The organism is Stenotrophomonas sp. TWI819, from assembly GCF_039673075.1.
In the GTDB taxonomy this organism is placed as follows: Bacteria; Pseudomonadota; Gammaproteobacteria; order Xanthomonadales; family Xanthomonadaceae; genus Stenotrophomonas; species Stenotrophomonas rhizophila_B.
Genome location: NZ_JBDJKY010000002.1, coordinates 303,544 through 330,067 on the forward strand (window position 1 = coordinate 303,544; position 26,524 = coordinate 330,067).

Sequence of the window (26,524 nt, forward strand, 5' to 3'; positions counted from 1 at the left end):
GCATGCGCGACACGTCCGTCCCCGCGCCGGCGCTCGCGCGCCGCCGCTTTCTGCAGGCACTCGCGGCAGCCGGTGCTGCCGCCGCGTTGCCGCTGGACGCATGGGCGCAGGCCTGTGGCACGCCGTGGCGTGAGTGGCGCACGTTCGTGGATCGGCACATCGAGCCCGACGGACGCGTGGTCGATCACCTCAACACGGACCTGCGCAGCACCTCCGAATCGCAGTCCTACGGGTTGTTCTTCGCGCTGGTCGACAACGATCCGGTGCTGTTCGACCGCATCCTGGCCTGGACCCGCCGCCACCTCTGCCGCGGCCGCGCCGATCTCAATCTGCCGGCGTGGCTGTGGGGCCGGGCCGCCGACGGCCAGTTCCGCGTGCTCGACCCCAACACCGCCTCCGATGGTGAGTTGTGGATCGCTTATGCGCTGCTTGAAGCCGGCCGCCTGTGGAAGCGCCCGGGCCTGGTCGAGGCCGGGCGGCAGACGCTCGCGCTGATGCGCACCGCCGAAATCGTCGAGCTGCCCGGATTCGGGCCGATGCTGCTGCCCGGCAACCGCGGCTTCGTGCAGGCCGACCGCTGGACGCTCAACCCCAGTTACCTGCCGCTGTTCGTGCTGCGCCGCTTCGCCGCCGTCGATGCACGCGGTCCGTGGGCGCGGCTGGCCGAGCGCAGCGTGGCGATGACCCGCGCCAGCGCCCCGGTCGGGTTCGCGCCGGACTGGATCGCCTGGAACGGCAAGGCCTTCGTGGTCGACGCCGGCAAGGGCGCGCTCGGCAGCTACGATGCCATCCGCTGCTACCTCTGGGCCGGGATGACCGACCCGGCCGATCCGCTGCGGCGCAGCTTGCTTGATGGCCTGTCCGGCCCGCTGTCGATGCTGCGCGCGCAGACCGGCTTCGCCGAGAAGATCGACACGCGTCTGGGGGTCGGCACCGGCGCACCCTCGCCGGGCTTTGCCGCCGCACTGCTGCCGTATCTCAGTGCGCTTGGCCAGCCTGCACTGGCCAAGGCACAGCTGGCGCGGATCCCGACCGGCACCCTCAACTATTACGATCGTGCCCTGGTGCTGTTCGGCAAGGGCTGGATGGATCGCCGCTACCGTTTTTCTGCCGATGGGCGACTGCTGCCCGCGTGGAGTTCGCCATGTTCCGCAAGACCCTGACCCCCCTTTGCCTGGTTGGCCTGTGCGTGTTGACCGTGCCGGCCTTCGCGCAGAACGCATCGTCCACGCAGCAGCTGGTCAGCCAGGGCAATTACTGGCAGGACCAGGGCCGTGAGGATCTGGCGGCCGATGCCTGGCGCAAGCTGCTGGCGACCGATCCCAACCAGGCCGACGCACTGCTTGGCCTGGGCCTGATCGACCTCAACCAGGGCCGCCGTGCCGAGGCACAGAAGCGGCTGCAGCAGCTGCAGGCACGCCACCCGTCCTCGGCGCAGACCACGCGCCTGCGCATGGCGCTTGGTGGCGGCGGCGGTGGCAACCAGCTGCAGACCGCGCGCCGTGCGGCGGCGGCCGGTCGATACGTCGAGGCGGTACGCGCCTATGACGAGGCCTTCGGTGCGGGCGGCCCGCCCAACGATCTGGCGCTGGAGTACTACCAGGTGCTGGCCGGTACGCCGGAAGGCTGGACGCGCGCGCGCGATGGCCTGCGCCGTATCGCCACCGGCAACAACAACCCGGCCAAGCTTGCACTGGCCCAGGTGCTGACCTACCGCGAGCCGACCCGCCGCGAGGGCATCGCCCAGCTGCGTACGCTCAGCCAGGCCACCGACACCGCCGGCCCCGCGCGTGCGGCCTGGCGCCAGGCGCTGCTGTGGCTCAACGCCACCACCGCCGATGCCGGGCTGTACCAGGCCTTCCTGGACGTGGTGCCGAATGATCGTGAAGTGGCGGCCAAGCAGGCGCAGCTGCGCGAGCAGGCCGTGGCCAACCGTCCCGTGCCGCAGGATCCGAACCAGCGCCTGCTCGGCGAGGGCTTCCGCGCGCTGGACGGTAACAATCTGGCGCAGGCCGAAGCGCGCTTTGCGCAGGTACTGCGCGCGCGGCCGCGCGATGCCGAGGCACTCGGTGGGCTGGGTTCGGTACGTCTGCGCCAGGAACGTTTCGGCGAAGCCAATGAACTGCTGCGCCCGGCGGCTGCGATCAACGGCAAGTGGCGCAGCGCGGCCGATGCCGCGCGCTACTGGCTGACCCTGCAGGAGGTGCGTCGCCAGCCCAGCGGCGATGCCATCGCCCGTGTGCAGCAGGTCATCGCGCTGCAGCCCAAGGAGCCCGCCGGCTATGTCGCGCTGGCCGACCTGCAGAGCGGCAGCGATCCGGCCGCGGCCGAGCGCAGCTACCGCAAGGCACTGGAACTGGATGCCGGCAACGCCGGTGCGCTGCAGGGCCTGGTCGGCCTGCTCGGCCGTCTCGGCCGCGCCGATGAAGCGGCCGCGTTGTTCGACCGGCTGACCCCGGCCCAGCAGGAAAGCGCCGGTGGCCAGTCCGTGCTGCGTGCCAACCTCGCCCGCGCGCGCGCGCAGCAGGCGCTGGCCGAGGGCAGCATCGAGATGGCGCAGATCGAATTGGAAGACGCGCTGCTGGTGCAGCCGCGCGATCCGTGGCTGCGGCTTGAACTGGCGCGGCTGTACACGCGCGCGGGCCGTCCGGACCAGGCCAACGGTGTGATCGAAGGGCTGCGCGCGCTGGACGACAGCTCGCCAACGTCGCTGTATGCGCAGGCCCTGTTCGCCCAGGAAAGCAGTGATTGGCCGCGGGCCTATGCGCTGCTCGAACGCATTCCCACCGCCTCGCGGGATTCTGAAATGACTGCGCTGCATGACACCGCGTGGGTGCAGGTGCAGGCCGCCCAGGCGCGCTCGCTCATGCAGCGCCAGCGCAGTGGCGAAGCGCAGCTGTTGCTGGCCCGCGCCGAAGCCGCACTCGGCGACCGGGTCAAGAATCCGTCCATCGTGGCCGCGTTGGCCGGTGCCTACGCCGACATCGGCAGCCAGCAGCGCGCCCTCGTGCTCGCGCAGCGCCTGATCGAAGGCGGTTCGCCCAGCGTCGACAATCGCCTGGAATATGCCTCGGTGCTGTTGCGCGCCGGTCGCGATGGCGAAGTCGCCGCGATCCTGCGCCAGCTCGCCGACGTGCCGCTCTCGGCGAGCCAGCAGACCCGCTTGAACGATCTGCGCAGCGGTTACGTGCTGCGCCAGGTCGATGCGCTGCGTGAGCTGGGCAATCTGGAAGGTGCATATGCGGTGCTGGCCCCGGCCTTGGCCGAGCGCCCGCAGGATCCGCGCAACATCGCTGCGCTGGCACGGCTGTACGCCGCCGCGGGCGACAACGGCCAGGCGCTGGCGCTGTATCAGCAGCAGCTGCAGTTGGCGCCGGGCGATCTGGATGCGATGGTCGCCGCTGCCGGCAGTGCCGCGGCGATGCGCGACATGGACCTGGCCGAACAGTATCTGGAGCGCGCGCTGAAGCAGGCGCCGGAATCGCCGGATGTGTTGGCGGCTGCAGGGCGCGTGTATCGCGCGGCCGGCAAGAACCGCCGCGCTGAAAGCTACTTCCGCGCGTCGCTGGCGGCTGCTGCGAAGGGCAGCGGCCAGCTCGACAACGGCTACCCGCAGGCCAGCACCGCGATGCTGGCAGGCGGTGGCAGCTTCAATCCGTTCGCCGGTCTCAACCGTGGCGGTGGCACCCGTACCGCGGCGCTGCGTGACGGCGGTCTGCCGCTGCCGGCGGCGACGGCCCGTCTGGCTGCCGAACCCCTGCCGATGGACGCCGGCCCGTCGATGGGCATGAGCCTGGGCCCGGCAAGCGTCACCCCGGTGATCGATGCCGATGGTCTGCCGGAACCGGTCATGGCCACGGCCGCGGCCAGCGGCGGTGTCGCCCTGCCGTTGCCGGTGCCCGGCTCGCGTCAGGTGCCCAGCCAGGCGAGCGCGCCGCGCGCCTCGCGCAATACCGCGCTTGGCCCGCTGCCGCCGGCCACCACCGGCAACGGCGTGCTGGATGAACTGCGCGCGCTCAAGGCCGAGAACAGCAGCAGCCTGGCCGTGGGCGCGGCGTATCGCACCCGCGCCGGCGAAGCCGGCATGGGCCAACTCGATGACCTGCAGGTGCCGCTGGAGGGGCAGTTCGCGGTCGGCGACGGCAAGCTCAAGGTCACGGTCACGCCGACCGTGCTCGATGCCGGTCGCCCGGATCCCGAATACACCAGCGCCAGCCGCTTCGGCGGTGGCCCGCAGGCCGCCTTGGCCGGCGCACTGGCGGCTGATCGCACGCCGGTCGATGACCTGGTCGGCTCGTCGCTCTACCAGACGCTGCTGACCCGAGGCGAGAGCAACGCGACCCGCAATCTGATCTACGACCGCGCACTGGACAACGGCCGTTACCAGGAACTGTTCAACCAGACCGATGGCTCGCTGACGCAGGCCGAACGTGCGGCGGCCGCGCGTGCGCTGCTGTTCGCCGATCCGCTGCCCAGCTACATCCTCAGCCGCGATCTGGCCAATACGCCGATCAGCGATATCGCCACGCAGGTGTTGGGCAACGCAGGCCTGGTGCGCGGGCTGAGCGCGGCCGAGCAGGCCCAGCTCAAGACCCTGTCCCAGGGCGGTGGTGGATCGCAGACCCCACAGGCCTTCCAGGACACCCTGTACGCGATGGTGGCCAATGCGGCCGGCTCGCAACGGATGAGCTCGCAGGATGCCAGCGGTGCCGGCGTCTCGGTGGGTTACGAACGTGGTGGCTTCCGCGCCGATGTCGGCAGCACGCCGCTCGGCTTCGATGACACCCAGATCGTCGGCGGCATCGGCTACCGCGGCCAGATCGGCGATGCGCTGACCTGGTCCGGCGAAGCCTCGCGCCGCGCCGTGACCGACAGCCTGCTGTCGTTCGCCGGTGTGGAAGACGGACGCAACGGGCTGCGCTGGGGCGGGGTGACCGCCAGCGGCGCCAAGCTCGCCGCGACCGTCGACAACGGTCAGTTGGGCGGCTACGCCAGTGCGTCGTGGCACCGCCTGGAAGGCGAGAACGTGGCCGACAACGATCGCCAGGAAGTCGGCGTGGGGGTGTACGTACACGCGCTGGAAACCACCAACCAGTCGCTGACCGCCGGCCTGAACCTGACCGCGATGCAGTACGACCGCAACCTCAGCGGCTTCACCTACGGGCACGGCGGCTACTTCAGCCCGCAGCGCTATGTGGATGTCGGCTTCCCGGTGCACTGGAACGGCCGCACCGCCAGCGGCCGCGTGGCCTGGCAGCTGGATACCAGCGTCGGCGTGCAGCACTTCAAGGAAGAGGCCGCGCCGTACTTCCCGACCGATCCGGCGATGCAGCAGGCCGCCTACGATGCCGCCTCGATGGCCGCGCTGCTGGGCCTGACCACCGAGTACGTCGATCCGGTCTACACCGGCCAGACCAAGACCGGCGTGTCCTACAACCTCAGCGCCGCCGCCGAATGGCAGCTGTCCTCGCAGCTGTTCCTGGGGGGGCGCATGGAGTTCAACAACGCGCGTGACTACCGGCAGTTCGGCACCAGCCTGTACCTGCGCTTCCTGCTCGACCGCCTCGGCGCCGGGCTGGGCAAGCAGCCGCAGCCGCTGCGTTCGCCGTACGCGTCGGGTGAATGATCGCCGTCATGCGCTGATGACCGGCCCGCTGCCAGGCTTTACCTGGCCGCGGGTGTCCCGCAGGCTTGGCCCGTTCCTGCTGCGAAGAGGCTGATGTCCCGTGACTGATTCCCCATCGTTCCACCCGATGCGCCGCCGCCTGCTGCAGGCGCTGGCCGTGACCCCGTTGTTGGCGTGTTCTGCCAACGGTCCAGCGCGTGGCCCCGGCCCGTGGACGGCGTGGCAGGTGATGCGCGCCTCCAGCGTGACCCCGGACGGCCGCATGGTCGACCACAACAACGCCGACCAGCGCTCGACCTCCGAAGGCCAGTCCTACGCGCTGTTCTTCGCGCTGGTGGACAACGATCAGACGCTGTTCGACCGCATCCTGCGCTGGACCGAGGACAACCTCGCCGGCGGCAGCATGGCCCAGCGCCTGCCGGCCTGGCTGTGGGGGCGCGATGCCGCCGCCAGCGCCTGGAAGGTGCTGGACGACAACCCGGCCAGCGACTCGGACGTGTGGCTGGCCTACACCCTGCACGAAGCGGCCCGGTTGTGGAAACGGCCCGCACTGCGGCAGACCGCCGAGGCGATGCTGGCCGCGATCCTGGCCCAGGAAGTGGTGAATGTGCCGGGCCTGGGCACGATGCTGATGCCGGGGCCGAACGGGTTTGCGACCGAAGACACCTGGCGCTTCAATCCCAGCTACGTCCCACTGCCGCTGCTGCGCCGGTTCGCCGCACTGGACCCGACCGGGCCGTGGACCACCGTGATCGGCAACAGCATGCGTCTGTTGCGCGACACCGCACCGCACGGCTTTGCGCCGGACTGGACCGCATGGCGCGACGGCAGCTTCATCGCCGACCCCGACAAGGGCCCGCTCGGCAGTTATGACGCGATCCGCTGTTACCTGTGGGCGGGCATGACCGCGGTCAACGATCCCAGCTTCCGCCCGGTGCTGGAGGCGCTGCACGGCCCGCTGACGGTGTTGCGCGACGGCCAGCTGATACCCGAGAAGGTCAACACACTCACCGGCGCGCGCGAGGGCACCGGCAACTACGGTTTCGAGGCGGCGTTGGTCCCGTACCTGCAGGCGCAGGGTGAAGTGGACCGGGCAAAGGCGATGGTGGCTGGCCTGCCCACACCGGAGCAGCAGCGTGCCGCGCCGCCGCGCTATTACGAGCAGGTGCTCAGCCTGTTTGCGCTGGGCTGGTACGAAGGTCGCTATCGCTTCGCCGCCGACGGCCAATTGCGGCCGGCCTGGGCCTGATCCGCCGCCTACCGACCGCGGGTCGGTAGGCACACCCTCATTCCAGCGCGTAACGCAGCACGAACAGCCCGGCCACCAGCCACACCGCCGGGTGCACCTCGCGCCAGCGCCCGGTGCCGGCCTTGAGCACCGCGTAGGCGATGAAGCCGAAGGCCAGACCATTGGCGATGGAGTAGGTGAACGGCATCGCCAACGCGCACAGCGCGGCCGGCACCGATTCGGTCAGGTCGCCCCAGTCCACATCGACCAGCTCACGCAGCATCAGCCCGGCCACGAACAGCAGGGCAGGCGCGGTGGCGTAGCCGGGCACCATCGCCGCCAGCGGCGAGAACAACAGGGCGGCCAGGAACAGCGCGGCCACCACCAACGCGGTCAACCCGGTGCGGCCACCGGCCTGCACGCCCGACGCGCTTTCAGCGAAGGCGGTGGTGCTGCTGGTCCCGAGCAGCGAGCCGGCCACGATCGCCGTGCTGTCGGCCAGCAACGCACGGCCGAAGCGCTTCTGTGCGCCCGGTAGTTTCAGCAGCCCCGCGCGACCGACCACGCCGTACAGCGTGCCGGTGGCATCGAACACTTCCACCAGCACGAACACCAGCACCACCTGCAGCAACACCGCGATCGGCGCGCCGCCGTCGTGGTGCAGCAGGCCGGGCAGGTCCAGCTGCAGGAAGGTCGGGGCCAGACTCGGCGGCAGCGAGATCAGGCCGTGGAACTGCACATCACCCAGCAGCCAGGCGGCACCGGTGACGGCCAGGATTCCGATCAGGATCGCACCGCGCACCTTGCGCGCCTCCAGGATCGCGATCAGCAGGAAGCCGGCCAGCGCCAGCAGCGGCGGCGCGGTGTTGAGCGGACCGAGTGCGACCAGCGTGTCGGTGTTGGCGATGATCACGCCGGATTTCTGCAGCGCGATGATCGCCAGGAACAGCCCGATGCCGGCCACGATCGCCGCACGCAGCGAGGGCGGGATGCCCGCCACCAACCACGCGCGTACGCCAGTGAGCGACAACACCAGGAACACCAGACCGGATATGAAGACGGCGGCCAACGCCTGCTGCCAGGGCAGGCCGGCGGCGCCGACCACGGTGAAGGCGAAAAACGCATTCAAGCCCATGCCCGGGGCCATGCCGACCGGGAAGTTGGCGGCGAACGCCATCACCATCGAGCCCAGTGCAGCGGCCAGGCAGGTGGCGACGAATACCGCACCCGGGTCCATGCCGGTGGTGCCCAGGATGTCCGGGTTGACGAACACGATGTAGCACATCGTCAGGAAGGTGGTCAGGCCGGCCAGCAGTTCGGTGCGCACGGAGGTGCCGTGCTGCTGCAGCTGGAACAGGCGCTCGGGGAGGGACATGGTGGTTATCTCGCGACGATAAGGCGTCACGACCAACGGTCGTGACCTACCGGAATGCAAACGGCCGCGCAGTGCGCGGCCGTTTTTCCTTTCTTATTTCAGCGCCTTGAAGCGCAGGCGCTTCGGCGCGGCGTCGTCGCCCATGCGGCGGCGCTTGTCTTCTTCGTACTCGCGGTAGTTGCCCTGGAAGAACTCCACGTGCGAATCGCCTTCGAACGCCAGGATGTGGGTCGCGATGCGATCCAGGAACCAGCGGTCATGCGAAATCACGAAGGTGTTGCCCGGGAACTCCAGCAGCGCATCTTCCAGCGCACGCAGGGTTTCGATGTCCAGATCGTTGGACGGTTCATCGAGCAGCAGCACGTTGCCACCCTGCAGCAGGGTCTTGGCCATGTGCAGGCGGCCACGCTCACCACCGGACAGCGAGCCGACCAGCTTCTGCTGATCCTGGCCCTTGAAGTTGAAGCGGCCGATGTAAGCGCGCGACTGGATCTCCACCCCGTTGATGTTGAGGATGTCCAGGCCGCCAGCGATTTCCTGGAAGACGTTGTGGTTGCCTTCCAGCGCGTCGCGGCTCTGATCCACGTAGGACAGCTTGACGGTCGGGCCGACCACGATCTCGCCGGTATCCGGCTTTTCCTGGCCGGTGATCATCTTGAACAGGGTCGACTTACCGGCACCGTTGGGGCCGATGATGCCGACGATCGCGCCACCCGGGACCAGGAAGTTGAGGTTGTCGAACAGCAGGCGATCACCGAACTTCTTGGAGACGTTCTTGAATTCCATCACCGCATTGCCCAGGCGCTCGCCCGGCGGGATGAAGATTTCATTGGTCTCGTTGCGCTTCTGGTAATCCACCGACTGCAGCTCTTCCAGGCGGGCCAGACGGGCCTTGCCCTTGGTGCGGCCGCCCTTGGCGTTCTGGCGCGACCACTCCAGTTCCTTCTGGATCGCCTTCTGGCGGGACTTCTCCTGGTTGTCTTCCTGACGCAGGCGGTCGTCCTTCTGGGTCAGCCAGTCGGTGTAGTTGCCCTTCCACGGAATGCCGCGGCCGCGATCCAGTTCCAGGATCCACTCGGCGGCGTTGTCCAGGAAGTAGCGATCATGGGTGACGGCCACGACGGTACCGGTGTAGCGGGCCAGGAACTGCTCCAGCCATTCCACCGATTCGGCGTCCAGATGGTTGGTCGGTTCATCGAGCAGCAGCATGTCCGGCTTCTGCAGCAGCAGGCGGCACAGCGCCACACGGCGCTTTTCACCACCGGACAGGGTGCCCACGATGGCTTCCCACGGCGGCAGGCGCAGCGCGTCGGCGGCCACGTCCAGCTGGTTTTCCAGGGTGTGCGCATCGCCGGCGGCGAGGATCGCCTCCAGGCGCTCCTGTTCCTTGGCCAGCTTGTCGAAGTCGGCGCCTTCCTCGGCATAGGCCAGGTAGACGGCGTCCAGCTGGGCCTGGGCCTGCAGCACTTCGCCCACGCCTTCCTCGACCGATTCACGCACCGTCTTGGTCGGGTCCAGCTCCGGTTCCTGGGCCAGGTAGCCGACCTTGATGCCGGCCTGCGGGCGGGCTTCGCCCTCGAAATCGGTATCCACGCCGGCCATGATCTTGAGCACCGTCGACTTGCCGGAGCCGTTCAGGCCCAGCAGGCCGATCTTGGCACCGGGGAAGAACGACAGCGAGATGTCCTTGATGATCTGCCGCTTGGGCGGGACCACCTTGCTGACGCGGTTCATGGTGTAGATGTATTGCGAGGACATGAGCTCTCCGAAGGCGCAACCCTGCGCCCGTTCCGGACGGAACAGGAACAGAAGAAGAAAAGGATGGCCCAATTATAGCCGGAAGCGATCAGGACCGCCGGGAGCCAAGGTGCCCGGGGCTTGCCGCCGCCTGAATGCGGGGTCAAAGCCCTTGAATTGGAAACCGTTTCCAGCCGGAGACCGTTCAGACGCGGTGCGCATGATGGAGCCATCAACCCACCAAGCGAGGCCAGTCATGCGCATGAATCGATTTGTGGTCGGGGCCGTTGCCTCGCTGCTGACCTTGGGCACCGTGGCCCCGGCCTTCGCCGATGACCACCGTGGCCGCGGTCACGACCGCCGGGAGTGGCGTGATGACCGCCGCGACAACCGCCATGACCGGCACGATCGTCATGACCGTCGCGAGGTCCGCCACGACCGCCGTTACGACCGCCGTTACGACCCTCGCTACGACAACCGTGGTTACTACCGTCCGGGCCCGCCGCCGCCGCGTGTGGTCTATCGCCCGGCGCCGGGGTATGGCTCCTACGGCTGGGCGCGTGGCCACCGTTACCGTGAGTACTACGGTGGCCCGGTCTACGTGGTCAACGACTACAGCCGCTATTCGGTGCGCCGCCCGCCGCGCGACCACCACTGGATCCGCGATGATCGCGGCAACCTGCTGCTGGTCGCCATCGCCACCGGGATCATTGCGGATTACGTGATCAACCGGTAAGCAGGCCTGGCATCGCACTGACACGCTGACCGTTAGCGTTCGAACGGCACCATGACAAAGGGCCCGCGCAAGCGGGCCCTTTGTTTGAAGCAACGCGCTGTATCAGAACTGGACGGACCAGTTCAGCTGTACGCCCACATCGCGCTGGCCGTCGCCGGCGCTGGTCTGCGCCTGCAGCGACAGGCGGCTTGCCGTCGTCGGGCTGACCGCCACGCCCAGCTCGGCAAGACCCATGCTGCGTGCCAGCGGCACGGACTGCATTGCAAAGGTCGTATCACCGTTCTCGAAGCGCGCACGCGTCGCTGCCCCCAGGTCACCATCGGCATACTGCCAGCCGACCCGTGCAATGAGCGCCGCACGGTCACGCTGCCCGCCGCTGATGTCCCACACCGCGCGCAGTGCTGCCACGCCGGTGCTCAGTTCATCGCGGTTGGCCTGCACCTGCAGCGCACTGCTGCCGCCGGTTTCGGCGATCCGGTCACTGCGCAGACGCACGTGTGCCAGTTCGATCTCCGGGGTCAACGTCAGGGTGCGGGCCGTGAAGTCCCAGCCCGCGCGCGCGAACACGCGGGTGGCGGTGGCATCCGACCGTGCCGCCAACGACTGCGACAAGGTGCTGCCGACGGTCACCGCGCGGGTGGTGTCGATGCGGTAGTCGGTGCGGCTGACGCCACCGCGCAACCCGAAGTGTTCGCCCTGGAACTGGCCGTACACGCCGTATTCGGTGGCATCCGCGTCGGCCTTGGCCTGGCGGTCGTCCAGTCGATTGGTCAAGGTCTGCTCGCCCACCGCCACGCCCAGCAGCACGCGCTCGCTGATGCGCCAGTCGGCACCGGCCATCAGGCCCTGCTGCTGCACGCGCGAACGCGCGCCCACGCCATCGGCATCCAGGCGCAGCGAGTTGCCGCTGCCGGCCACCCACACGCCGGTGTTGCCGGCGAGGACGCCACTCACCGCGGCACCGTCCAGGCGCTGATGGATGCCATCGCGCAGGAAGCGATCCTGCAGCAGTGCGGTGCGTGCGGCGGCGTGGATTTCACCGCCCAGACTGTCGAAGGCCGGCACTACCTGTGGCACTTCCAGGCGGACGACGGCGTCATACACCGCATTGCCCGCGCCCAGCGCTTCCACCGCGCCGGCCACGGCCTTCTGGTTGGCGTTGACGACCACGTCGGGGAAGGCCAGTTCGACCTCCGGCATGGAGACGTCATTGCGCGCCATGGTCAGATAGACGTTGTTGGCGTCATAGCTCAAGGTCGGATCGAGGAACGCGAAGTTGCTGCTCACCCCGGCGAACGTGCCCGTCACACCATCACCTGCCGTCAGCACGGTGTAGCGGGTGGAGATCGCCCAGTTGCCGGCTGCCGCAACGGCCACGGTACCCGCAGTACCCAGAGTGGCCTGTCCGGCCACCGAGACGAGGTCACTGCGGCCATCGGCGGCAACGTCCACCTGGTAGGTGGCGCTCGGGTCGAATACCAGGTCGCCGCTCATCGACAAACGCCCGACGCTGCCAAGCTGGCGGCTGCCAGGCGACAGCACGCTGCCGCTGAGCAGGTGCGCGCTGCCCACGCTGCCGGTGCCGGCCAGCAAGGCGTTGTTGGTCATCTGGATGTCGCCGCCCAGCGCACCGGTTACCTCCAGCATGCCGCCGTTGACGACGGTGGTGCCGGTGAAGGCGCTGCTGTCGCCGGTCAGGGTCAGGAAATGACGCCCCTGGCGCAGGGTGCCGCTGCCGCTGAACTGGCCGGCGTACTGCAGCACGCGGGTGGTGTCGGTCTCGAAGGTGGCACCGCTGCCGATCTCGATGTTGCCGCCGTTGAGCGCGTTGCCGGTCACGCGCAGGGAGCCGCCTTCCACGCGTGTCTCACCTACGGTGCCGCCGCCCAAGGTCAGCGTGCCCGCATCGCGCTTGACCAGCGTAGTGCTGCCGCTGCCGCTCACGTTGCCGGCCAAGGTGGCGCTGGTACCGCTGGCGACGGTCACCGCCACCTCGCCCAGCATCTGCACCGAGTTGTTGAACGCCACGCCATCGGCCAGGCCCAGCGTGGTGCCATCGGCCAAGCCCAGCCAGCCACCGCCGAGTGCCGCGGTATGCTGCAGGTTCACCGTCCCCGCGTCCACCTGCAGGGCACCCGTCCAGCCCGTGCTTTCGCCGCGCAGCGTCAGTTCACCGGTGCCGGTCTTGAGCAGCGTGCCGGTGCCCGAGAACGCGCGACTCGCCGTCAGGCTGCCGTCCACGTCGAAGGTCGAGTTGGCGCTGAGCAGTACGGCCGTATCCAGGTTCATCGCGCTACCCGTGCGCAGGGTGCCCCCCGCCATGTCGAAGCGGCTGGTGCCCGCGCCATTGAAGAGCACCGGGTTGCTGCTCTGGGTGCCAACGATCATCAACGCGTTCGGGCCCACCGTGATCGTGCCGCTGGCACCGGTGTTGCTGGCCAGGATGATGCCGCCGCCGATCTCGGCCGTGGCACCTTGGGTCACGGTGAAGCTGCCCTGGCCGGCTTCGCCCACGCTGAGCGAGCTGCTGATCCAGCTCGAGCCCGCACCGGCCACGAGAATGTCGCCGCGGCTGCCCGAGAACTCCCCCATCAATGCGTGGCCGACCGTCGCGCTGGCACCGTCATGAACCTCGTAGGTGCCTTGGCCCATGCGGCCGACCGTCAAGCTGCCAGTGTAATCGGCGGCGCTGCCGGTGCCGCTCACCTTGATCCGGCCCTCGCTGCCGACCTGGTTGCCGACAATGGCATCGTGCCCGTTGAGACTGCCGCCCCAGGTGACTTCGACGGTGCCGATGCCCGCTTGGCCGGCGAACAGGGTGTTGCCGGTGTTCCACGTGCTGTCAGCGCCCGCGATCCGCACCGAGCCGGTGCTGCCGCCCATCGAGGCGATGTAGCTTTCGCCGTCGATGGTCATGCTGCCGCCATTGAGGATCGACAGCTCGCCCGTGCCGAAGTGGCCCACGCCGATGCTGCGGCGGGCGTTCCACTGCGAACCGGGGCCATTGATAAGCGCCACGCCCCTCGAATCCGCCTGGGTGCCCATGTACAGGGTTTCGGTGTCCAGCCTGCCGCCCGCGAAGATATCCAGCCGACCGGCGAGGGTTCTGCCGATGTGCACTTCGTCGGCATCGGGCACGTGAGTGCCGGTGATTCGCACGCCACCGTTATTGACATAGACCATGTCGTCGGCGGTCGGGACGCCGTTGTTCCAGCTGCTGCCGACGTTCCACTCGGTGCCCGGTGGCCCAACCCATACCGTAGTGACGGCCAAGGCTGCCGGTGCCATGCAGGCCAGCGTGATACCAGTGAACAGAGGGGCCAGGCGCGGTGTGCGGCGGCGCTCGGTGCGGGCCACGCCACGGCCGCCACGGGCCACTTCCGATACCACCTGCACGCACTTCAGCGCGTGATTGAAGACCACCCGATACACATGATTCACAAGCCAACCCCTGTTTGAATGAAGACGGATCCCTGAATTGGCAATAACGGCCGCGGGCTGAACGGCTTTAGGGTTAAATTTCACGTCATCTGAACAATTCAAGGAGCCTGGTCCCAATTCAGCGTATTGGCCAAAATTGACAGGGGCAGCAGTCGGGTCCTCCGGCATGGGCCAGGGCCGCTTCGCCAGCCTTACAATGGAAGGCTGTCGTTCCCCTCACACTTGCCTGGAGTAAGCGATGTTCCCGCGTGACGTCCGCATCGAAACCTACGATCCCGAACTGGCCAAGGCCATTGCCGCTGAAACCCAGCGCCAGGAAGACCATGTCGAGCTGATTGCCAGCGAGAACTACACCAGCCCGGCGGTGATGGAAGCCCAGGGCAGCCAGCTGACCAACAAGTACGCCGAGGGCTACCCGGGCAAGCGTTACTACGGTGGCTGCGAATACGTGGACATCGCCGAGCAGCTGGCCATCGACCGCCTCAAGCAGCTGTTCGACGCTGACTACGCCAACGTGCAGCCGCACAGCGGCTCGCAGGCCAACCAGGCCGTGTACTTCGCGCTGCTGCAGCCGGGCGACACCATCCTGGGCATGAGCCTGGCCCATGGCGGTCACCTGACCCACGGCGCCAAGGTCAATGCCTCGGGCAAGCTGTTCAACGCCATCCAGTACGGCGTCGACGAAGCCGGCCTGATCGACTATGACGAGGTCGAGCGTCTGGCGCTGGAGCACAAGCCGAAGATGGTCGTCGCCGGTTTCTCGGCCTACTCGCAGGTCATCGACTGGGCGCGCTTCCGCGCGATCGCCGACAAGGTCGGTGCCTACCTGTTCGTGGACATGGCGCACGTGGCCGGTCTGGTCGCGGCCGGTGTCTACCCGAGCCCGCTGCCGCACGCCCACGTGGTCACCTCGACCACCCACAAGACCCTGCGCGGCCCGCGCGGCGGCATCATCATCGCCAAGGGGGCAGGCGAAGAGCTGCAGAAGAAGCTGCAGTCCATCGTGTTCCCGGGCATCCAGGGCGGTCCGCTGATGCACGTCATCGCCGGCAAGGCCGTGGCCTTCAAGGAAGCACTGGAGCCGGGCTTCAAGGCCTACCAGCAGCAGGTGGTCAAGAACGCCCAGGCGATGGCCAACACGCTGATCGCGCGTGGCTACAAGATCGTCTCCGGCGGTACCCAGAACCACCTGATGCTGGTCGACATGATCGGCAAGGATGTCTCGGGCAAGGATGCGGAAGCCGCGCTCGGCCTGGCCCACATCACCGTCAACAAGAACTCGGTGCCCAACGACCCGCGTTCGCCGTTCGTGACCTCGGGCCTGCGCCTGGGCACCCCGGCAGTGACCACGCGTGGTTACCTGGAACAGGACTGTGTGGACCTGGCCAACTGGATCGCCGACGTGCTCGATGCCCCGGCCGACGAGGCCGTGATCGCCCGCGTCCGCGACGCGGTCAGCGCGCAGTGCCGCAAGTACCCGGTCTACGGCTGATATGGATGAGGGCCGGCAACGGCGTACCTACGCCGTGCTGGCCCTGATCTGCGGCATCGTGGGGATGGCCGGCGGCGGCACCTTCGCCGCCATCGGGGTCTGGGTCGCGTTCGTCGAACCGGCCTATCTCGATCGCGCCTCGCGCCTGTTGATCGGGGGCTGGGGCAGTGCGGGCCTGATCGGGGTACTCGGCTGGCTGTGGTTGAGCAGCCGCTATCTTCGAGCGGGACGCACCGGCCTGCGTGACAGCGGGCCCTGGCCGTGGGCGGCCTTGGGTCTTGGAGCACTGGCCGCCGTGGCGGTCGTCGGCATGGCGTTGTGGCAGGCCGCCGCCAGTCCAACGGCGCTGGTCCTGCTGCTGGCGGGGCCGCCACTGCTGCTGCCGGCGGTCATGCTGGTGCGGCTGCGGCGAACCCAGGGCACCTGACCGGATGGAGGCCCATCGCACACAGCGGCGCGGAATGCTGCTGCACGCGGGTGTGTTTGGACTCCCGCATGCCCTGGCGGCGTTTGTCGTGGTGGGGCTCTGCCTGCGTGACGTGCTCCACCAGTACGGTGGGCCGGGCGACGCGCCGGGCTGGGCAGCGGCATGGTTCGGCACGGCCAGTCTCATCGTCCTGATCTGGCTCATCCTTGCCCGGTGCTGGTGGCAGGGCGGCCCGGTCGCCCTTCGGGCCGCCTCGACGGCATGGTGGGCGGGTCTGATCGCCGCCCTCGTCGCAACGGGCATTGTCTGGGCCGGTCTGCTGCGGTCGATCTTCCACGTTCATCTGTTCGACGGCGCCTTGCCCGCGGCGGTCGTCCTCCTGATGGCAGGCCTGCCGCTGTTCTCCTGTACGGCGCACCTGCTGTGGTTGCGTCGGCGCGTCACCTAGACAGGGCTGGACTCTCCCCCCGTCCATTTGCTGTAGCCGGTCCCTCTCAGGTACCGTTGCGACGCTGCCGTGACCACGGCATGACGTTTTCCCGATGTAAGGCGTTCCATGTACTGTCCGTTCTGCCAGCATGCCGACACCCGTGTGATCGACTCGCGCGTCTCTGAAGACGGCGCGACGATCCGGCGTCGCCGCGAGTGCGAGGCCTGCAACGAGCGCTTCAGCACCCTGGAAACCATCGAACTGAAACTGCCGGCGATCGTGAAAAGCGACGGCAGCCGCGAGGCCTTCGATGCCCGCAAGGTCCGCAGCGGCTTTGATCGCGCGCTGCAGAAGCGCCCAGTGCCCGAAGACAAGATCGAATTGGCGGTGCGCGCGGTGATGCAGCAGGCGCGTATCTGCGGTGAGCGCGAAATTCCGTCGATCAAGGTCGGCGAGTTCGTGATGAACGAGCTGCGCAAGCTCGACCATGTCGGCTACGTGCGTTTCGCGTCGGTGTACCGCAGCTTCGAAGACGTCGCCGATTTCCGCGAAGAAATCGAGAAGCTCGAGCGCGAGCTGCCCTCCAGCACCGAACAGCTGCAGCTGCTTGGCGATGTGATCGCGCTGACCAAGAAAAAGAAAGGCTGAGCCTGCGCCGCATCGCGGCCACCACGGCTGAGCTACCATCGCGGCTGCCTGCCGCCGGACGCTCACCGCCATGACTGAATTTACCGCTCTCGACCACCAGCACATGGCGTATGCGCTGCGCCTGGCCGAGCGCGCCGCGTACACCGCGCGGCCCAATCCGATGGTCGGCTGCGTGATCGCACGCGATGAGGTGGTGGTCGGCGAGGGTTGGCACCAGCGCACCGGCGGCCCGCACGCGGAAGTGTTCGCGCTGCGCCAGGCCGGCGAACAGGCCCGCGGCGCCACTGCCTACGTGACCCTGGAGCCGTGCGCGCACCACGGTCGCACGCCCCCGTGTGCACTGGCCTTGATCGAGGCAGGGGTGACACGCGTGGTGGCGGCGATGCGCGATCCCTTCCCGAAGGTCGATGGCGGTGGCTTCGTGCTGCTGCGCGAGGCGGGTATCGAGGTGGCCGAAGGCCTGATGGCCGCCCAGGCGCGCGAACTCAACCACGGGTTCCTCTCACGCATCGAGCGCGGGCGCCCCTGGGTGCGGGTGAAGCTCGCGGCCAGTCTGGACGGCCGTACCGCGATGGCCGATGGCAGCTCCAAATGGATCACCGGTGAAGCCGCCCGCGAGGACGTGCAGCACTGGCGTGCACGGGCCGGTGCGATTCTCACCGGCGCGGCGACCGTGTTGGCCGATGACCCGATGTTGACCGTGCGGCTGGCCGATACCGAGGTAGTGCCGCCGTTGCGGGTGGTGCTCGATACGCGGCTGCGCTCTTTGGAATGCGCACGTGTGCGCGAGGGTGGGGCGCCGACGCTGTATGTGCACGACGCCGCGGTCAGCCCGCCGGATGCCGCCGATGCGGAGTTCGCCAGCGTGCCCAGCCATGACGGTCGTCTGGATCTGGGCGCGGTGTTGGCGCTGCTCGCTGAGCGCGGCATCAATGAAGTGCATACCGAAGCCGGCGCCACCTTGGCCGGTGCGTTGCTGGCCGGTGGCTGGGTCGACGAACTGCTGCTGTACCAGGCGCCCACGCTGCTCGGCGAGCATGGACTGCCGCTGCTGTCCGGCCTGGGTATCCATGCGATGGACCAGCAGCGCCGGCTGCGGGTGCTGGACAGGCGCCAAGTGGGTGAGGACCTCCGCCTGTTGCTGCGCCCATAAAAAACGGGCCCCTTGCGGGACCCGTTCGATCATGGCGCGGCGCGGACGCCGCAGCCCGATCAGTAACCGACGTGTGTGCCCTCATATCCACGGGGCGCAGCACTCAGCGGGCTAACTTAACACTTATTTAACTTAAAGCCCCCAGTCAGGGTGCCCTGTTACACTAGCCGCGCCGGTCCGCCGGTACACAAACGTCTTCAGGGCGGGGTGCGATTCCCCACCGGCGGTAGGTGCGCAAGCACGAGCCCGCGAGCGCTTCCCGGTCCCCGGGAAGGTCAGCAGATCCGGTCCGATGCCGGAGCCGACGGTATAGTCCGGATGAAAGAAGACGGTGCGGCCGGGCCTTGCGCTCGGCGTGCACCTATATGCCTTGCGGCGTTTTTCGCTCACTTTCCGCGGAGAACGTTCCTTGTTTACTGGAATCATCGAAGGCGTCGGCCGTCTGGCCGCACGCGACACCCTTGGCGGCGATGTCCGCTTCACCTTTGACGTGGGCACCCTGCCGTTCGAGAACGTGCAGATGGGCGAGAGCATCGCCATCAACGGGGTCTGCCTCACCGTCATCGCGTATGACGCCACCCGCTTCCAGGCCGACGCCTCCACCGAGACGCTGGGCCTGACCACGCTGGGGCAGCTGGCCGACGGCGCCGTCATCAATCTCGAACGCGCGATGCGCCCGACCGATCGCCTGGGTGGCCATCTGGTCAGCGGCCATGTCGATGGCCTGGGCCAGGTGTTGTCGGTGCATGACGATGCACGTGCCCAGCGCTGGCGCTTCGCCGCGCCGGCCGCGCTGCTGCGCTACATCGCCAAGAAAGGCTCGATCTGCGTGGACGGGGTCAGCCTGACCGTCAACGACGTGGACGAGCAGGGCTTCGAGGTCGCCCTCATCCCGCACACCGTCGCCAACACCGCCTTCGCCGCTACTGCCGTGGGCAGTGCCGTCAATCTTGAAATCGATCTGGTCGCCCGTTACGTCGAACGTTTGTTGGGTGCAGGAGCACGCGCATGAATTTCGCCCCCATTCCCGAGATCCTCGAGGACATCCGCCTCGGCCGCATGGTCGTCATCGTCGATGACGAAGACCGTGAGAACGAAGGCGACCTGATCATGGCCGCCGAGCTGGTCAAGCCCTCGGACATCAACTTCATGGTCACCCATGGCCGTGGCCTGGTGTGCCTGCCGCTGACCCGCGAGCGTGCGGCCGACCTCGGCCTGGCACCGATGGTGCAGGCCAATACCGCGCAGTTCCAGACCAACTTCACGGTCAGCATCGAGGCTGCCGAAGGCGTCACCACCGGCATCTCGGCCTACGACCGCGCGCACACCATCCGCACCGCAGTGAAGCCGGATGCCAAGCCGGCCGACCTGCACCAGCCGGGCCACATTTTTCCATTGATCGCCCAGCCGGGCGGCGTGCTGACCCGCGCCGGGCATACCGAGGCCGGCGTCGATCTGGCCATGCTGGCAGGCCTGGAGCCGGCGGGCGTGCTGGTGGAGATCCTCAACCCGGACGGCAGCATGGCGCGCCGCCCGGAGCTGGAGGTGTTCGCCCGCGAGCACGGCCTGAAGATGGGCTCGATCGCCGACCTGATCGCCTACCGCCTGGCCACTGAAAAGACGGTCGAGCGTGTGGACGAACGCGAGATCGAGACCGAGTTCGGTCCGTTCACGCTGGTCACCTACCGCGACCGGATCGCCCACGACCTGCACTTCGCGCTGGTCCGCGGCACCCCGGATGCCGAGCCGACCCTGGTCCGCGTGCAGGTGGAAAACCCGTTGGCCGATCTGCTGCACTGGCGCCGCGATGATTTCGGCGTGGCCTCCACCGATGCCCTGCGCGCCATTGCCGCCGCCGAGCGTGGCGTGATGGTGGTGCTGTCGGCGCCACGCGATACCAACAGCCTGCTGGCCCGCCTGCGCCAGCAGCCGGTGCCGGTGGTACCGGGCAAGGACAAGGACGTGAGCCAGTGGCGCCGCAACGGGGCCGGTGCGCAGATCCTGTCCGACCTGGGCCTGGGCAAGCTGCGCGTGCTGGGCACCCCCCGCCGCCAGGTGGGCCTGGCCGGGTATGGCCTGGAAGTGGTCGAGACGGTGGAGAACACGTCATCGCAGGCGCGCTGACGTCGCGCCGCTTCGCGGCAGCCCCCTGACTCAGGGGGCTTTTGCACCCGACCCGTCCCCTGACGCGCGGCGACCCGGCTACACGCGGCCATGCGCTAGAATATTCACCTATTAAATGGACCCCACGCCGAACATGAGCCATTACGAAGGCGACCTCCGTACTCCGGAAAAGGCCCGTTTCGCCATCCTCGCCAGCCGCTGGAATGCCCGCATCACCGACGTGCTGGTGGCCGGTGCACGCCAGAGCCTGGCCGGTAACGGGATCGACGAGTCCGCCATCGATGTGATCCGCGTGCCTGGCGCGTGGGAACTGCCGCTGGTCGCCGCGCGTCTGGCCGCTGCCCATCAGCATGCCGCGATCATCACCCTGGGCTGTGTGATCCGCGGCGATACCCGCCATTACGAACACGTGGCCGACCGCTGCGCCGAGGGCCTGATGCGCGTGCAGCTGGACTTCGGCGTGCCGGTGCTCAATGGCGTGTTGGCGGTGGAACGTGTCGAGGATGCCGAAGCCCGCGCGGGTGGCAGCCACGGCAACAAGGGTGAGGAAGCCGCACTGACGGCGTTGGAAATGGTCAATCTTCTGGAGCAGCTGCCATGAACAAGTCAAACCAGGGCAAGCCCTCCGGTAAACCCGTCCGCCGTGATGGCGTCGACCCCGTGCTGCGTTCGCGCGCGCGTCGTCGTGCCCTGCAGGCAATCTACGCGTGGCAGATCTCCGGTGGCAACGCGCAGAGCGTGATCGCCCAGTTTGCCCATGAACAGGCCCGCGAAATCGCGGATCTGGCCTACTTCGAAGCGCTGGTGCATGGCGTGCTCGACAACCGCAAGGATCTGGATGCGGCGCTGGACCCGTACCTGGATCGTGGGATCGAGGAAGTGGACGCGATCGAACGCGCCGCGCTGCGCGTGGCCGCCTATGAGATGCGCTTCCGCTTGGACGTGCCGTACCGCGTCGTGATCAACGAAGCGATCGAATCGGCCAAGCGCTTTGGCTCCGAGCACGGCCACACCTACGTCAATGGTGTGCTCGACCGGGCCGCGGTGGAATGGCGCAAGGTCGAATCGGGTCACTGATCCGCCCCGTGTCCCTTGCCGAATTCGCTCTGATCGACCGCATCCGTGCGCGCACCACCGCGCGCGCCGATGTCGTGCTCGGCATCGGCGATGACGCCGCGCTGCTGCAGCCGCGTGCGGGCGAACAGCTGGTGATCACCACCGATACGCTCAACAGCGGCGTGCATTTCCCGGTCGAAACCCCGGCCTACGACATCGGCTGGAAAACCCTCGCGGTGAACCTGTCCGATCTCGCCGCGATGGGCGCCCGCCCGGCGTGGTGCACCTTGGCGCTGTCCTTGCCGGACGCCGACGCGGACTGGATCGAAGCCTTCGCCGATGGCTTCTTCGCACTGGCTGACGAGCACGACATCGTGCTGGTCGGTGGTGACACCACGCGCGGGCCGCTGTCGCTCTCGGTGACCGCGCTGGGCCAGGTCGCGCCCGGCCAGGCGCTGCGTCGCGACCGTGCCCAGTTGGGGGATGACATCTGGGTCAGTGGCACGCTGGGCGATGCCGCCGGTGCACTGCGCCTGTGGCAGCAGAACCGCTTGAAAGTGGCGGTGGCCACGCTGCTCAGCGATGACGAAACGCTGCGCGAGCGCCTGCTGCGTCCGATCCCGCGGGTCACGCTCGGCCTGCGCCTGCGTGCCTACGCGCATGCGGCCGTGGATATCTCCGATGGCCTGCTGTCCGATCTGGGCCACATCGCGGCACGCAGCGGTGTGCGCGCGGAAGTGGAGGCCGATGCATTGCCGATCTCGTCGGCGCTGCGCGAGCAGCTCGGGCGCGAGGGTGCCCGCGACTGCGCGCTGCGTGGCGGCGACGATTACGAGCTGTGCTTCACCGTCGCGCCGTCGCAGCGTGATGCGATCCATGCCTTGTCGGCGTCACTGGGTTTGCCGCTGACCCGGATCGGCCGGATCGTGGAAGGACAGGGCGTGCACTGCGCCGATGCCGACGCCACCGACGGTGGCTACGAGCACTTCTCCGAACGTCGCTGACGCCCATCACACCGGCGGCAGCACCTTGCCCGGGTTGAGAATTCCCTCCGGATCCAGCGCACCCTTGATCGCGCGCATCGCCGCCAGCGTGGCCGGCGTGAACGCCTGTGCCATGAAATCGCGCTTGGCCAGGCCGATGCCGTGTTCGCCGGAGAGCGTGCCGCCCAGTGCCAGGGTCAGCGCGAACACGCGCGGCAGCGCCGCATGGGCGCGTGCGTTCTCGCCGGCATCGTCCGGGTGGTAGAGGATGTTGACGTGCAGGTTGCCGTTGCCGGCATGGCCGAAGGTGACGATCGGCAGATCGAACTCCGCCGATAGTGCCTGCACCCCGGCGACCAGCGCGGGAATGCGCGAGACCGGTACCACCACGTCTTCGTTGATCTTGCCCGGTGCGATGCTGCGCAGCGCCGGTGACAGCGCCTTGCGCGCGGCCCACAGGGTTTCGCGCGCGCTGCCTTCCATCGCCACATCCAGCGCGATCAGACCGTCGCCTTCGGCGGCCGCCGCGAGGGCCTGCAGCAGGTAGGGCAGGGTGTCGTGGTCGCCGTCGGCCTCCACCAGCAGCATCGCGCCGGCCTCTGGCACGTCAGCACCATTGCGACGCAGCAGTTCGAGGCTGCGCGCATCCATGAATTCCAGGCGCGTGGGCACCACCGGTTGCGCCATCAGGCGCGACACCGCCTGCGCGGCGGCATCCGCATCGCGGTACAGCACGCGCAGCCCCGCCTGCGTCACCGGCAGCGGGGTCAGCTTCAAGGTCGCTTCCACGATCAGCGCCAGCGTGCCTTCGCTGCCCACCAGCAGATGGGTCAGGTCGTAGCCGGTGGCGTCCTTGGTGTACGGGCCGCCGCAGGTGATCAGTTCACCGGCGCCGGTGACCGCCACGAGGCCGAGCACGTTGTCGCGGCTGGTGCCGTACTTCACCGCGCGCGGGCCGCCGGCATTGCAGGCCAGGTTGCCGCCGATGCTGCATATCTCCGCACTGGAGGGGTCCGGCGGCCAGAACAGGCCGTGCGGCATCAGCGCCTGCTGCAGGTCGCCGTTGAGCACGCCGGGTTCGACCACCGCGCAGCGGTCGCCGGGCTGGATGGCGAGGATACGGTTCATCCGCGCGAACGAGAGCACGATGCTGCCTTCCATCGGCACGGCAGCGCCGGTGGTGCCTGTGCCTGCGCCACGCGCGACCAGGGCGATGCGATGTTCGCGGCAGGCGCGGACCAGCGCGACCACCTGCTCGCGATCGCGCGGGAAGGCGACACCGGCCGGCAGCGTGTGCCGCCACGAGTTGTCCTGCGCATGTGCCTCGAGCGCGCGGTCATCGGTGCGCCAGCCGTCCTCACCGAGCAGGGCATGCAGGGTGGCAACGAACGCCGTGGGCAGGGCAGGGGTCATCATCAGGTCCGGGAATCAACAGGGGCACGTTGGATCGCGCGCCAGCCGATCACGGCCAGCGCCAGTGGCAGCCACACCCAACGCAGTTCGGAAAGGACGGTCGCCATCCCGCGCGCGCTGAAGAATTGCGGCGCGAAGGGCGAGACGCGGATCGGGCGCCACGGGGCGAAGAAGCGTTCGCCGCTCCATGGCCACCACAGCGCGACGCCAAGGCCGCCGGAGGTGAATGCATCCAGCAATGGATGCGACAGCGCGCACAGGCCGACGAACGCAGCCGCCTGCACCGCCGTGGCGCGCAGGCGCCGGTGCAGCAGCGCGGCGAGCACGGCCATCAGCGCGGCGAATAGGATCGAATGGCTGGCGCCCCGATGGCCGAAGCTGTCGGCGTAGGGAATGTGCAGCGCGAAGGCGAGCACGTCCGCATCCGGCAGCATGGCCGCGACCACGCCGGCGGCCAGCAATGGCGTGGAGATGCGGCCGCGATCCGCGCCGCACCACAGCGCCAGCGGAATGGCGGCGTGGGTAAAGATCGAGGGCATCAGCAGTCTTCCAGCCGGAACGCGTCGCGCAGCCAGTTCAGCTGCGGGGGCTCGCCGGCGGCTTCGACGACATCGAAGCGACACGGCTGCTCGGCCAGCCAGGGATGCGACTGCAGAAACAACTGCGCGGCGATCACCAGCTTGCGTCGCTTGCGCCGGTCCACCGAGGCCGCGCCGCCGCCGAAGCGGGCGTCCGCGCGGTAGCGGACTTCCACGAACACGACGACATCACCGTCGCGCATGATCAGGTCGATCTCACCGCGGCGATACCGCGCATTGGTGGTGACCGGGCGCAGCCCGGCCTCACGGAGATGGTGCTGCGCGGCAGCTTCCACCGCCGCGCCACGTACCGCGCGCCCGGTGGGCACGTGGCTCAGTTGCTGCTGGCGATCGGCATCGGCCGGCCGCCGCTGAAGGTCGACCACGCCGGCACCCGCAGTACGTTGCCGTTGCTGTCCAGGAACAGGGTGCCGGTGGCGCCGGCCAGGCCGCCTTCAGTCGCGACCTTGTCCAGGTACGCGCTGATCTTCCACGCATCGAAACCGAACGCGAACAGGCGACCGGAGGCGCCGCGCGCCGAGGGCAGGATCTGCCCGGCGGTGGAGGCGGCCGGCAGGCCGGGCACGCCGCGCACGTTCCAGGCTTCGTTCGGATAGACGATGCCGTCCAGCGCCATGTCTTCTTCCGGCTTGCCGGCACCGACGGTCAGCTGCGAGGTGCCGACGCGGCTGGCGCCACCGGCACCGGCCAGCGCCAGCTGCGGGGTCAGTGCACGCGCCTGCGGCGCCTTCACCGCCAGCAACACACCGTCGATGGCGCCGGCCGCACGCACCTGCGCGCCGATGTCGCCGACCGTGTCGCTCACGCCGATCGTCGCCACCACCTGGCCACCGCGCTGCGCGAAGCGCTCGCGGAAGGCGGCGGCGGCGCGGCGACCGTTGTCGTCGTTGCTGTGGATCACCAGGACCTTGCTGCGCTCGCGGCCGCGCAGGTATTCGGCGGCGATGATGCCGTCGTCTTCCGGCGCCAGCGAGAAACCGGCACTGCCGGCCGGCGGGGTGTCCTTGCCGCGGTTGAGGGCCAGCACCGGCACCGGCAGGTCGCGGCGGCCGAACACGGCATCCACTTCATCGCGGCCGAGCGGGCCGACGATGAAATCGGCACCGGCGGTCACCGCCTTGTCGTAGGCGGCCACGGCACCGGCGGCGGTGCCGGCGGTATCGATGAACTGGATGTCCGGGCGGCGGCGGGTTTCACCGTAGTAACCGCTGAGCAGGCCATCGCGGACCGGCTGCGCAGCGGTGGCCAGGCGGCCACTGAGCGGCAGCAGCACGGCCATTTTCACGGGCGGGCGGTAGCCATCGCTCATCGCCGGCGGTCGCTTGCTGGTATCGAACTGCGAGGCACCTTCGCGATCGAACGGACGCGGCAGCGGCAGGCCGCGGGCGATCAGTGCACGGCCGGCGAAGTTGTACAGCGGTTCATTGGCCGGCAGCGCCGCCGCGCGGGCGCGCAGGGTGGCATCGTCCAGCGTGCCGAGCAGGCCGGCGATGGCCTGCTGGTTGTCGCTGCGTGCCTTGCCGGTCAGTGCAGCGTGCGCACGGGCGCGTTCCAGCGCGGCACCGAGGTTGTCGCCGGTGGCCTGCAATGCGTTGGCGCGGGCCAGGTGCCAGCGGGTGCGCAGCGAGGGGGTGACCGCGTCGGCCGATTCTTTCAGCGCAGCCAGCGCCTGCGCCGGCTGCTTGTCGGCCAGCGCGAGTTCGGCCGTGGTCAGCTGGTAGCGCTGCAGGCTGGCGCCGCTGAGCTGGCGCGCGGTGACCTGGGCCAGCAGCGTGCGGGCGCGGGTGGCATCGCCGGCTTCGTGCCAGGCGAAGGCGGCATCGGCCAGGGCTGCGCTGCGGGCACCGCCGCGCAGGGTGTTGGCCAGTGCTTCCAGCTGGAGGGCCGCATCGCGCGGCTTGCCCTGCTCGATCAGCGCCAGGGCCTGGCTCTGGGCCGGCGAATCCGGCGCACTGGTGAAGCTGGTCGTGGCGCAGCCGGCAAGCAGCATCAGCGACAACGAAAGGGCGGAGATCCGTACGACGGGCTTGTTCATGATCAGGTCCATTCGATGGGG

The 26,524-nt window shown here is 68.6% G+C and carries 21 protein-coding genes and 1 riboswitch; of the genes, 14 read left to right on the forward strand and 7 right to left on the reverse strand.

Going from position 1 to position 26,524, the window contains the following annotated elements; genetic code table 11:
* Positions 1–2: 2 nt before the first annotated feature.
* The 3 genes from bcsZ (ABE463_RS03960) (at position 3) to bcsZ (ABE463_RS03970) (ending at position 6,875) form a co-directional block, all read left to right on the forward strand.
* Entirely contained in the window at positions 3–1,163 is a 1,161-nt protein-coding gene (bcsZ, locus tag ABE463_RS03960; RefSeq protein WP_259261813.1) for a cellulose synthase complex periplasmic endoglucanase BcsZ, read from the forward strand.
* Positions 1,145–5,626 carry a cellulose synthase subunit BcsC-related outer membrane protein gene (locus ABE463_RS03965; RefSeq protein WP_346467330.1) on the forward strand — a complete coding sequence of 1,494 codons (4,482 nt, stop codon included), beginning with the start codon at positions 1,145–1,147 and terminating at the stop codon, positions 5,624–5,626. Before bcsZ (ABE463_RS03960) ends, ABE463_RS03965 begins: the two co-directional genes overlap by 19 nt.
* Before the next feature lie 100 nt (positions 5,627–5,726).
* Positions 5,727–6,875: a cellulose synthase complex periplasmic endoglucanase BcsZ gene (gene bcsZ, locus ABE463_RS03970; RefSeq protein ID WP_259261815.1), complete on the forward strand. Its 1,149-nt coding sequence runs from the start codon at positions 5,727–5,729 to the stop codon at positions 6,873–6,875.
* A 37-nt stretch (positions 6,876–6,912) separates the two neighbouring features.
* On the opposite strand, the gene ABE463_RS03975 is transcribed toward bcsZ (ABE463_RS03970), so the two are convergent.
* Both ABE463_RS03975 and ettA read right to left on the reverse strand, forming a co-directional pair.
* Entirely contained in the window at positions 6,913–8,229 is a 1,317-nt protein-coding gene (locus ABE463_RS03975; RefSeq protein ID WP_346467331.1) for an NCS2 family permease, read from the reverse strand.
* 93 nt (positions 8,230–8,322) lie between these two features.
* Positions 8,323–9,987, reverse strand: coding sequence for an energy-dependent translational throttle protein EttA (ettA, locus tag ABE463_RS03980; RefSeq protein ID WP_121042662.1), 1,665 nt, complete (start codon positions 9,985–9,987; stop codon positions 8,323–8,325).
* A 235-nt stretch (positions 9,988–10,222) separates the two neighbouring features.
* On the opposite strand from ettA, the gene ABE463_RS03985 reads away from it, so the two are divergent.
* On the forward strand, positions 10,223–10,702 hold the full coding sequence (locus tag ABE463_RS03985) for an RcnB family protein (RefSeq protein ID WP_346467332.1): 480 nt from the start codon (positions 10,223–10,225) through the stop codon (positions 10,700–10,702).
* 102 nt (positions 10,703–10,804) lie between these two features.
* Here the strand turns inward: ABE463_RS03985 and ABE463_RS03990 are convergent, their stop codons facing one another.
* Positions 10,805–14,143, reverse strand: coding sequence for an autotransporter domain-containing protein (locus ABE463_RS03990; RefSeq protein ID WP_346467333.1), 3,339 nt, complete (start codon positions 14,141–14,143; stop codon positions 10,805–10,807).
* A gap of 238 nt (positions 14,144–14,381) precedes the next feature.
* On the opposite strand from ABE463_RS03990, the gene glyA reads away from it, so the two are divergent.
* The 10 genes from glyA (at position 14,382) to thiL (ending at position 22,477) form a co-directional block, all read left to right on the forward strand.
* Entirely contained in the window at positions 14,382–15,635 is a 1,254-nt protein-coding gene (gene glyA / locus ABE463_RS03995) for a serine hydroxymethyltransferase (protein WP_346467334.1), read from the forward strand.
* 1 nt (position 15,636) lies between these two features.
* Positions 15,637–16,062: a hypothetical protein gene (locus ABE463_RS04000; RefSeq protein WP_346467335.1), complete on the forward strand. Its 426-nt coding sequence runs from the start codon at positions 15,637–15,639 to the stop codon at positions 16,060–16,062.
* Between the two features lie 34 nt (positions 16,063–16,096).
* Positions 16,097–16,510 (forward strand): hypothetical protein, encoded by a 414-nt coding sequence (locus ABE463_RS04005; protein ID WP_259261820.1) that lies wholly within the window; start codon positions 16,097–16,099, stop codon positions 16,508–16,510.
* A 108-nt stretch (positions 16,511–16,618) separates the two neighbouring features.
* Positions 16,619–17,140, forward strand: coding sequence for a transcriptional regulator NrdR (nrdR, locus tag ABE463_RS04010; protein ID WP_019182518.1), 522 nt, complete (start codon positions 16,619–16,621; stop codon positions 17,138–17,140).
* Between the two features lie 70 nt (positions 17,141–17,210).
* Positions 17,211–18,293: a bifunctional diaminohydroxyphosphoribosylaminopyrimidine deaminase/5-amino-6-(5-phosphoribosylamino)uracil reductase RibD gene (ribD, locus tag ABE463_RS04015; protein WP_259261821.1), complete on the forward strand. Its 1,083-nt coding sequence runs from the start codon at positions 17,211–17,213 to the stop codon at positions 18,291–18,293.
* A gap of 189 nt (positions 18,294–18,482) precedes the next feature.
* Positions 18,483–18,627, forward strand: a riboswitch (FMN riboswitch).
* 75 nt (positions 18,628–18,702) lie between these two features.
* Positions 18,703–19,305, forward strand: coding sequence for a riboflavin synthase (locus ABE463_RS04020; RefSeq protein ID WP_259261822.1), 603 nt, complete (start codon positions 18,703–18,705; stop codon positions 19,303–19,305).
* Positions 19,302–20,417, forward strand: coding sequence for a 3,4-dihydroxy-2-butanone-4-phosphate synthase (gene ribB / locus ABE463_RS04025; protein WP_259261823.1), 1,116 nt, complete (start codon positions 19,302–19,304; stop codon positions 20,415–20,417). The genes ABE463_RS04020 and ribB overlap by 4 nt, the downstream gene beginning before the upstream one ends.
* Before the next feature lie 133 nt (positions 20,418–20,550).
* The gene (gene ribH / locus ABE463_RS04030; protein ID WP_019182514.1) at positions 20,551–21,018 is read left to right on the forward strand and encodes a 6,7-dimethyl-8-ribityllumazine synthase; all 468 of its coding nucleotides are present in this window, start codon (positions 20,551–20,553) and stop codon (positions 21,016–21,018) included.
* Entirely contained in the window at positions 21,015–21,494 is a 480-nt protein-coding gene (gene nusB, locus ABE463_RS04035) for a transcription antitermination factor NusB (protein ID WP_123728334.1), read from the forward strand. The genes ribH and nusB overlap by 4 nt, the downstream gene beginning before the upstream one ends.
* 8 nt (positions 21,495–21,502) lie before the next feature.
* The gene (thiL, locus tag ABE463_RS04040; protein WP_346467336.1) at positions 21,503–22,477 is read left to right on the forward strand and encodes a thiamine-phosphate kinase; all 975 of its coding nucleotides are present in this window, start codon (positions 21,503–21,505) and stop codon (positions 22,475–22,477) included.
* Positions 22,478–22,483: 6 nt separating this feature from the next.
* On the opposite strand, the gene ABE463_RS04045 is transcribed toward thiL, so the two are convergent.
* Genes ABE463_RS04045 through ABE463_RS04060 form a run of 4 tightly spaced genes read right to left on the reverse strand, consistent with a single transcriptional unit; the run spans position 22,484 to position 26,503 of the window.
* Entirely contained in the window at positions 22,484–23,869 is a 1,386-nt protein-coding gene (locus ABE463_RS04045) for an FAD-linked oxidase C-terminal domain-containing protein (protein WP_346467337.1), read from the reverse strand.
* A gap of 2 nt (positions 23,870–23,871) precedes the next feature.
* Positions 23,872–24,408, reverse strand: a complete 537-nt coding sequence (locus ABE463_RS04050; protein ID WP_346467338.1) for a metal-dependent hydrolase — start codon at positions 24,406–24,408, stop codon at positions 23,872–23,874.
* Positions 24,408–24,776: a YraN family protein gene (locus tag ABE463_RS04055; RefSeq protein WP_123729665.1), complete on the reverse strand. Its 369-nt coding sequence runs from the start codon at positions 24,774–24,776 to the stop codon at positions 24,408–24,410. The genes ABE463_RS04050 and ABE463_RS04055 overlap by 1 nt, the downstream gene beginning before the upstream one ends.
* A gap of 5 nt (positions 24,777–24,781) precedes the next feature.
* A complete protein-coding gene (locus ABE463_RS04060) occupies positions 24,782–26,503 on the reverse strand; it encodes a penicillin-binding protein activator (RefSeq protein ID WP_346467339.1) in 1,722 nt (573 codons plus the stop codon).
* Between the last annotated feature and the right edge of the window lie 21 nt (positions 26,504–26,524).

Bases quoted from the DNA above. Each gene is read 5' to 3' on its own strand.
- bcsZ (WP_259261813.1), top strand. From the start codon at position 3: ATGCGCGACACGTCCGTCCCCGCGCCGGCGCTCGCGCGCCGCCGCTTT.
- ABE463_RS03965 (WP_346467330.1), top strand. From the start codon at position 1,145: ATGTTCCGCAAGACCCTGACCCCCCTTTGCCTGGTTGGCCTGTGCGTG.
- ABE463_RS03975 (WP_346467331.1), bottom strand. From the start codon at position 8,229: ATGTCCCTCCCCGAGCGCCTGTTCCAGCTGCAGCAGCACGGCACCTCC.
- ettA (WP_121042662.1), bottom strand. From the start codon at position 9,987: ATGTCCTCGCAATACATCTACACCATGAACCGCGTCAGCAAGGTGGTC.
- ABE463_RS03985 (WP_346467332.1), top strand. From the start codon at position 10,223: ATGCGCATGAATCGATTTGTGGTCGGGGCCGTTGCCTCGCTGCTGACC.
- glyA (WP_346467334.1), top strand. From the start codon at position 14,382: ATGTTCCCGCGTGACGTCCGCATCGAAACCTACGATCCCGAACTGGCC.
- ABE463_RS04000 (WP_346467335.1), top strand. From the start codon at position 15,637: ATGGATGAGGGCCGGCAACGGCGTACCTACGCCGTGCTGGCCCTGATC.
- ABE463_RS04005 (WP_259261820.1), top strand. From the start codon at position 16,097: ATGCTGCTGCACGCGGGTGTGTTTGGACTCCCGCATGCCCTGGCGGCG.
- nrdR (WP_019182518.1), top strand. From the start codon at position 16,619: ATGTACTGTCCGTTCTGCCAGCATGCCGACACCCGTGTGATCGACTCG.
- ribD (WP_259261821.1), top strand. From the start codon at position 17,211: ATGACTGAATTTACCGCTCTCGACCACCAGCACATGGCGTATGCGCTG.
- ribB (WP_259261823.1), top strand. From the start codon at position 19,302: ATGAATTTCGCCCCCATTCCCGAGATCCTCGAGGACATCCGCCTCGGC.
- ribH (WP_019182514.1), top strand. From the start codon at position 20,551: ATGAGCCATTACGAAGGCGACCTCCGTACTCCGGAAAAGGCCCGTTTC.
- nusB (WP_123728334.1), top strand. From the start codon at position 21,015: ATGAACAAGTCAAACCAGGGCAAGCCCTCCGGTAAACCCGTCCGCCGT.
- ABE463_RS04045 (WP_346467337.1), bottom strand. From the start codon at position 23,869: ATGACCCCTGCCCTGCCCACGGCGTTCGTTGCCACCCTGCATGCCCTG.
- ABE463_RS04050 (WP_346467338.1), bottom strand. From the start codon at position 24,408: ATGCCCTCGATCTTTACCCACGCCGCCATTCCGCTGGCGCTGTGGTGC.
- ABE463_RS04060 (WP_346467339.1), bottom strand. From the start codon at position 26,503: ATGAACAAGCCCGTCGTACGGATCTCCGCCCTTTCGTTGTCGCTGATG.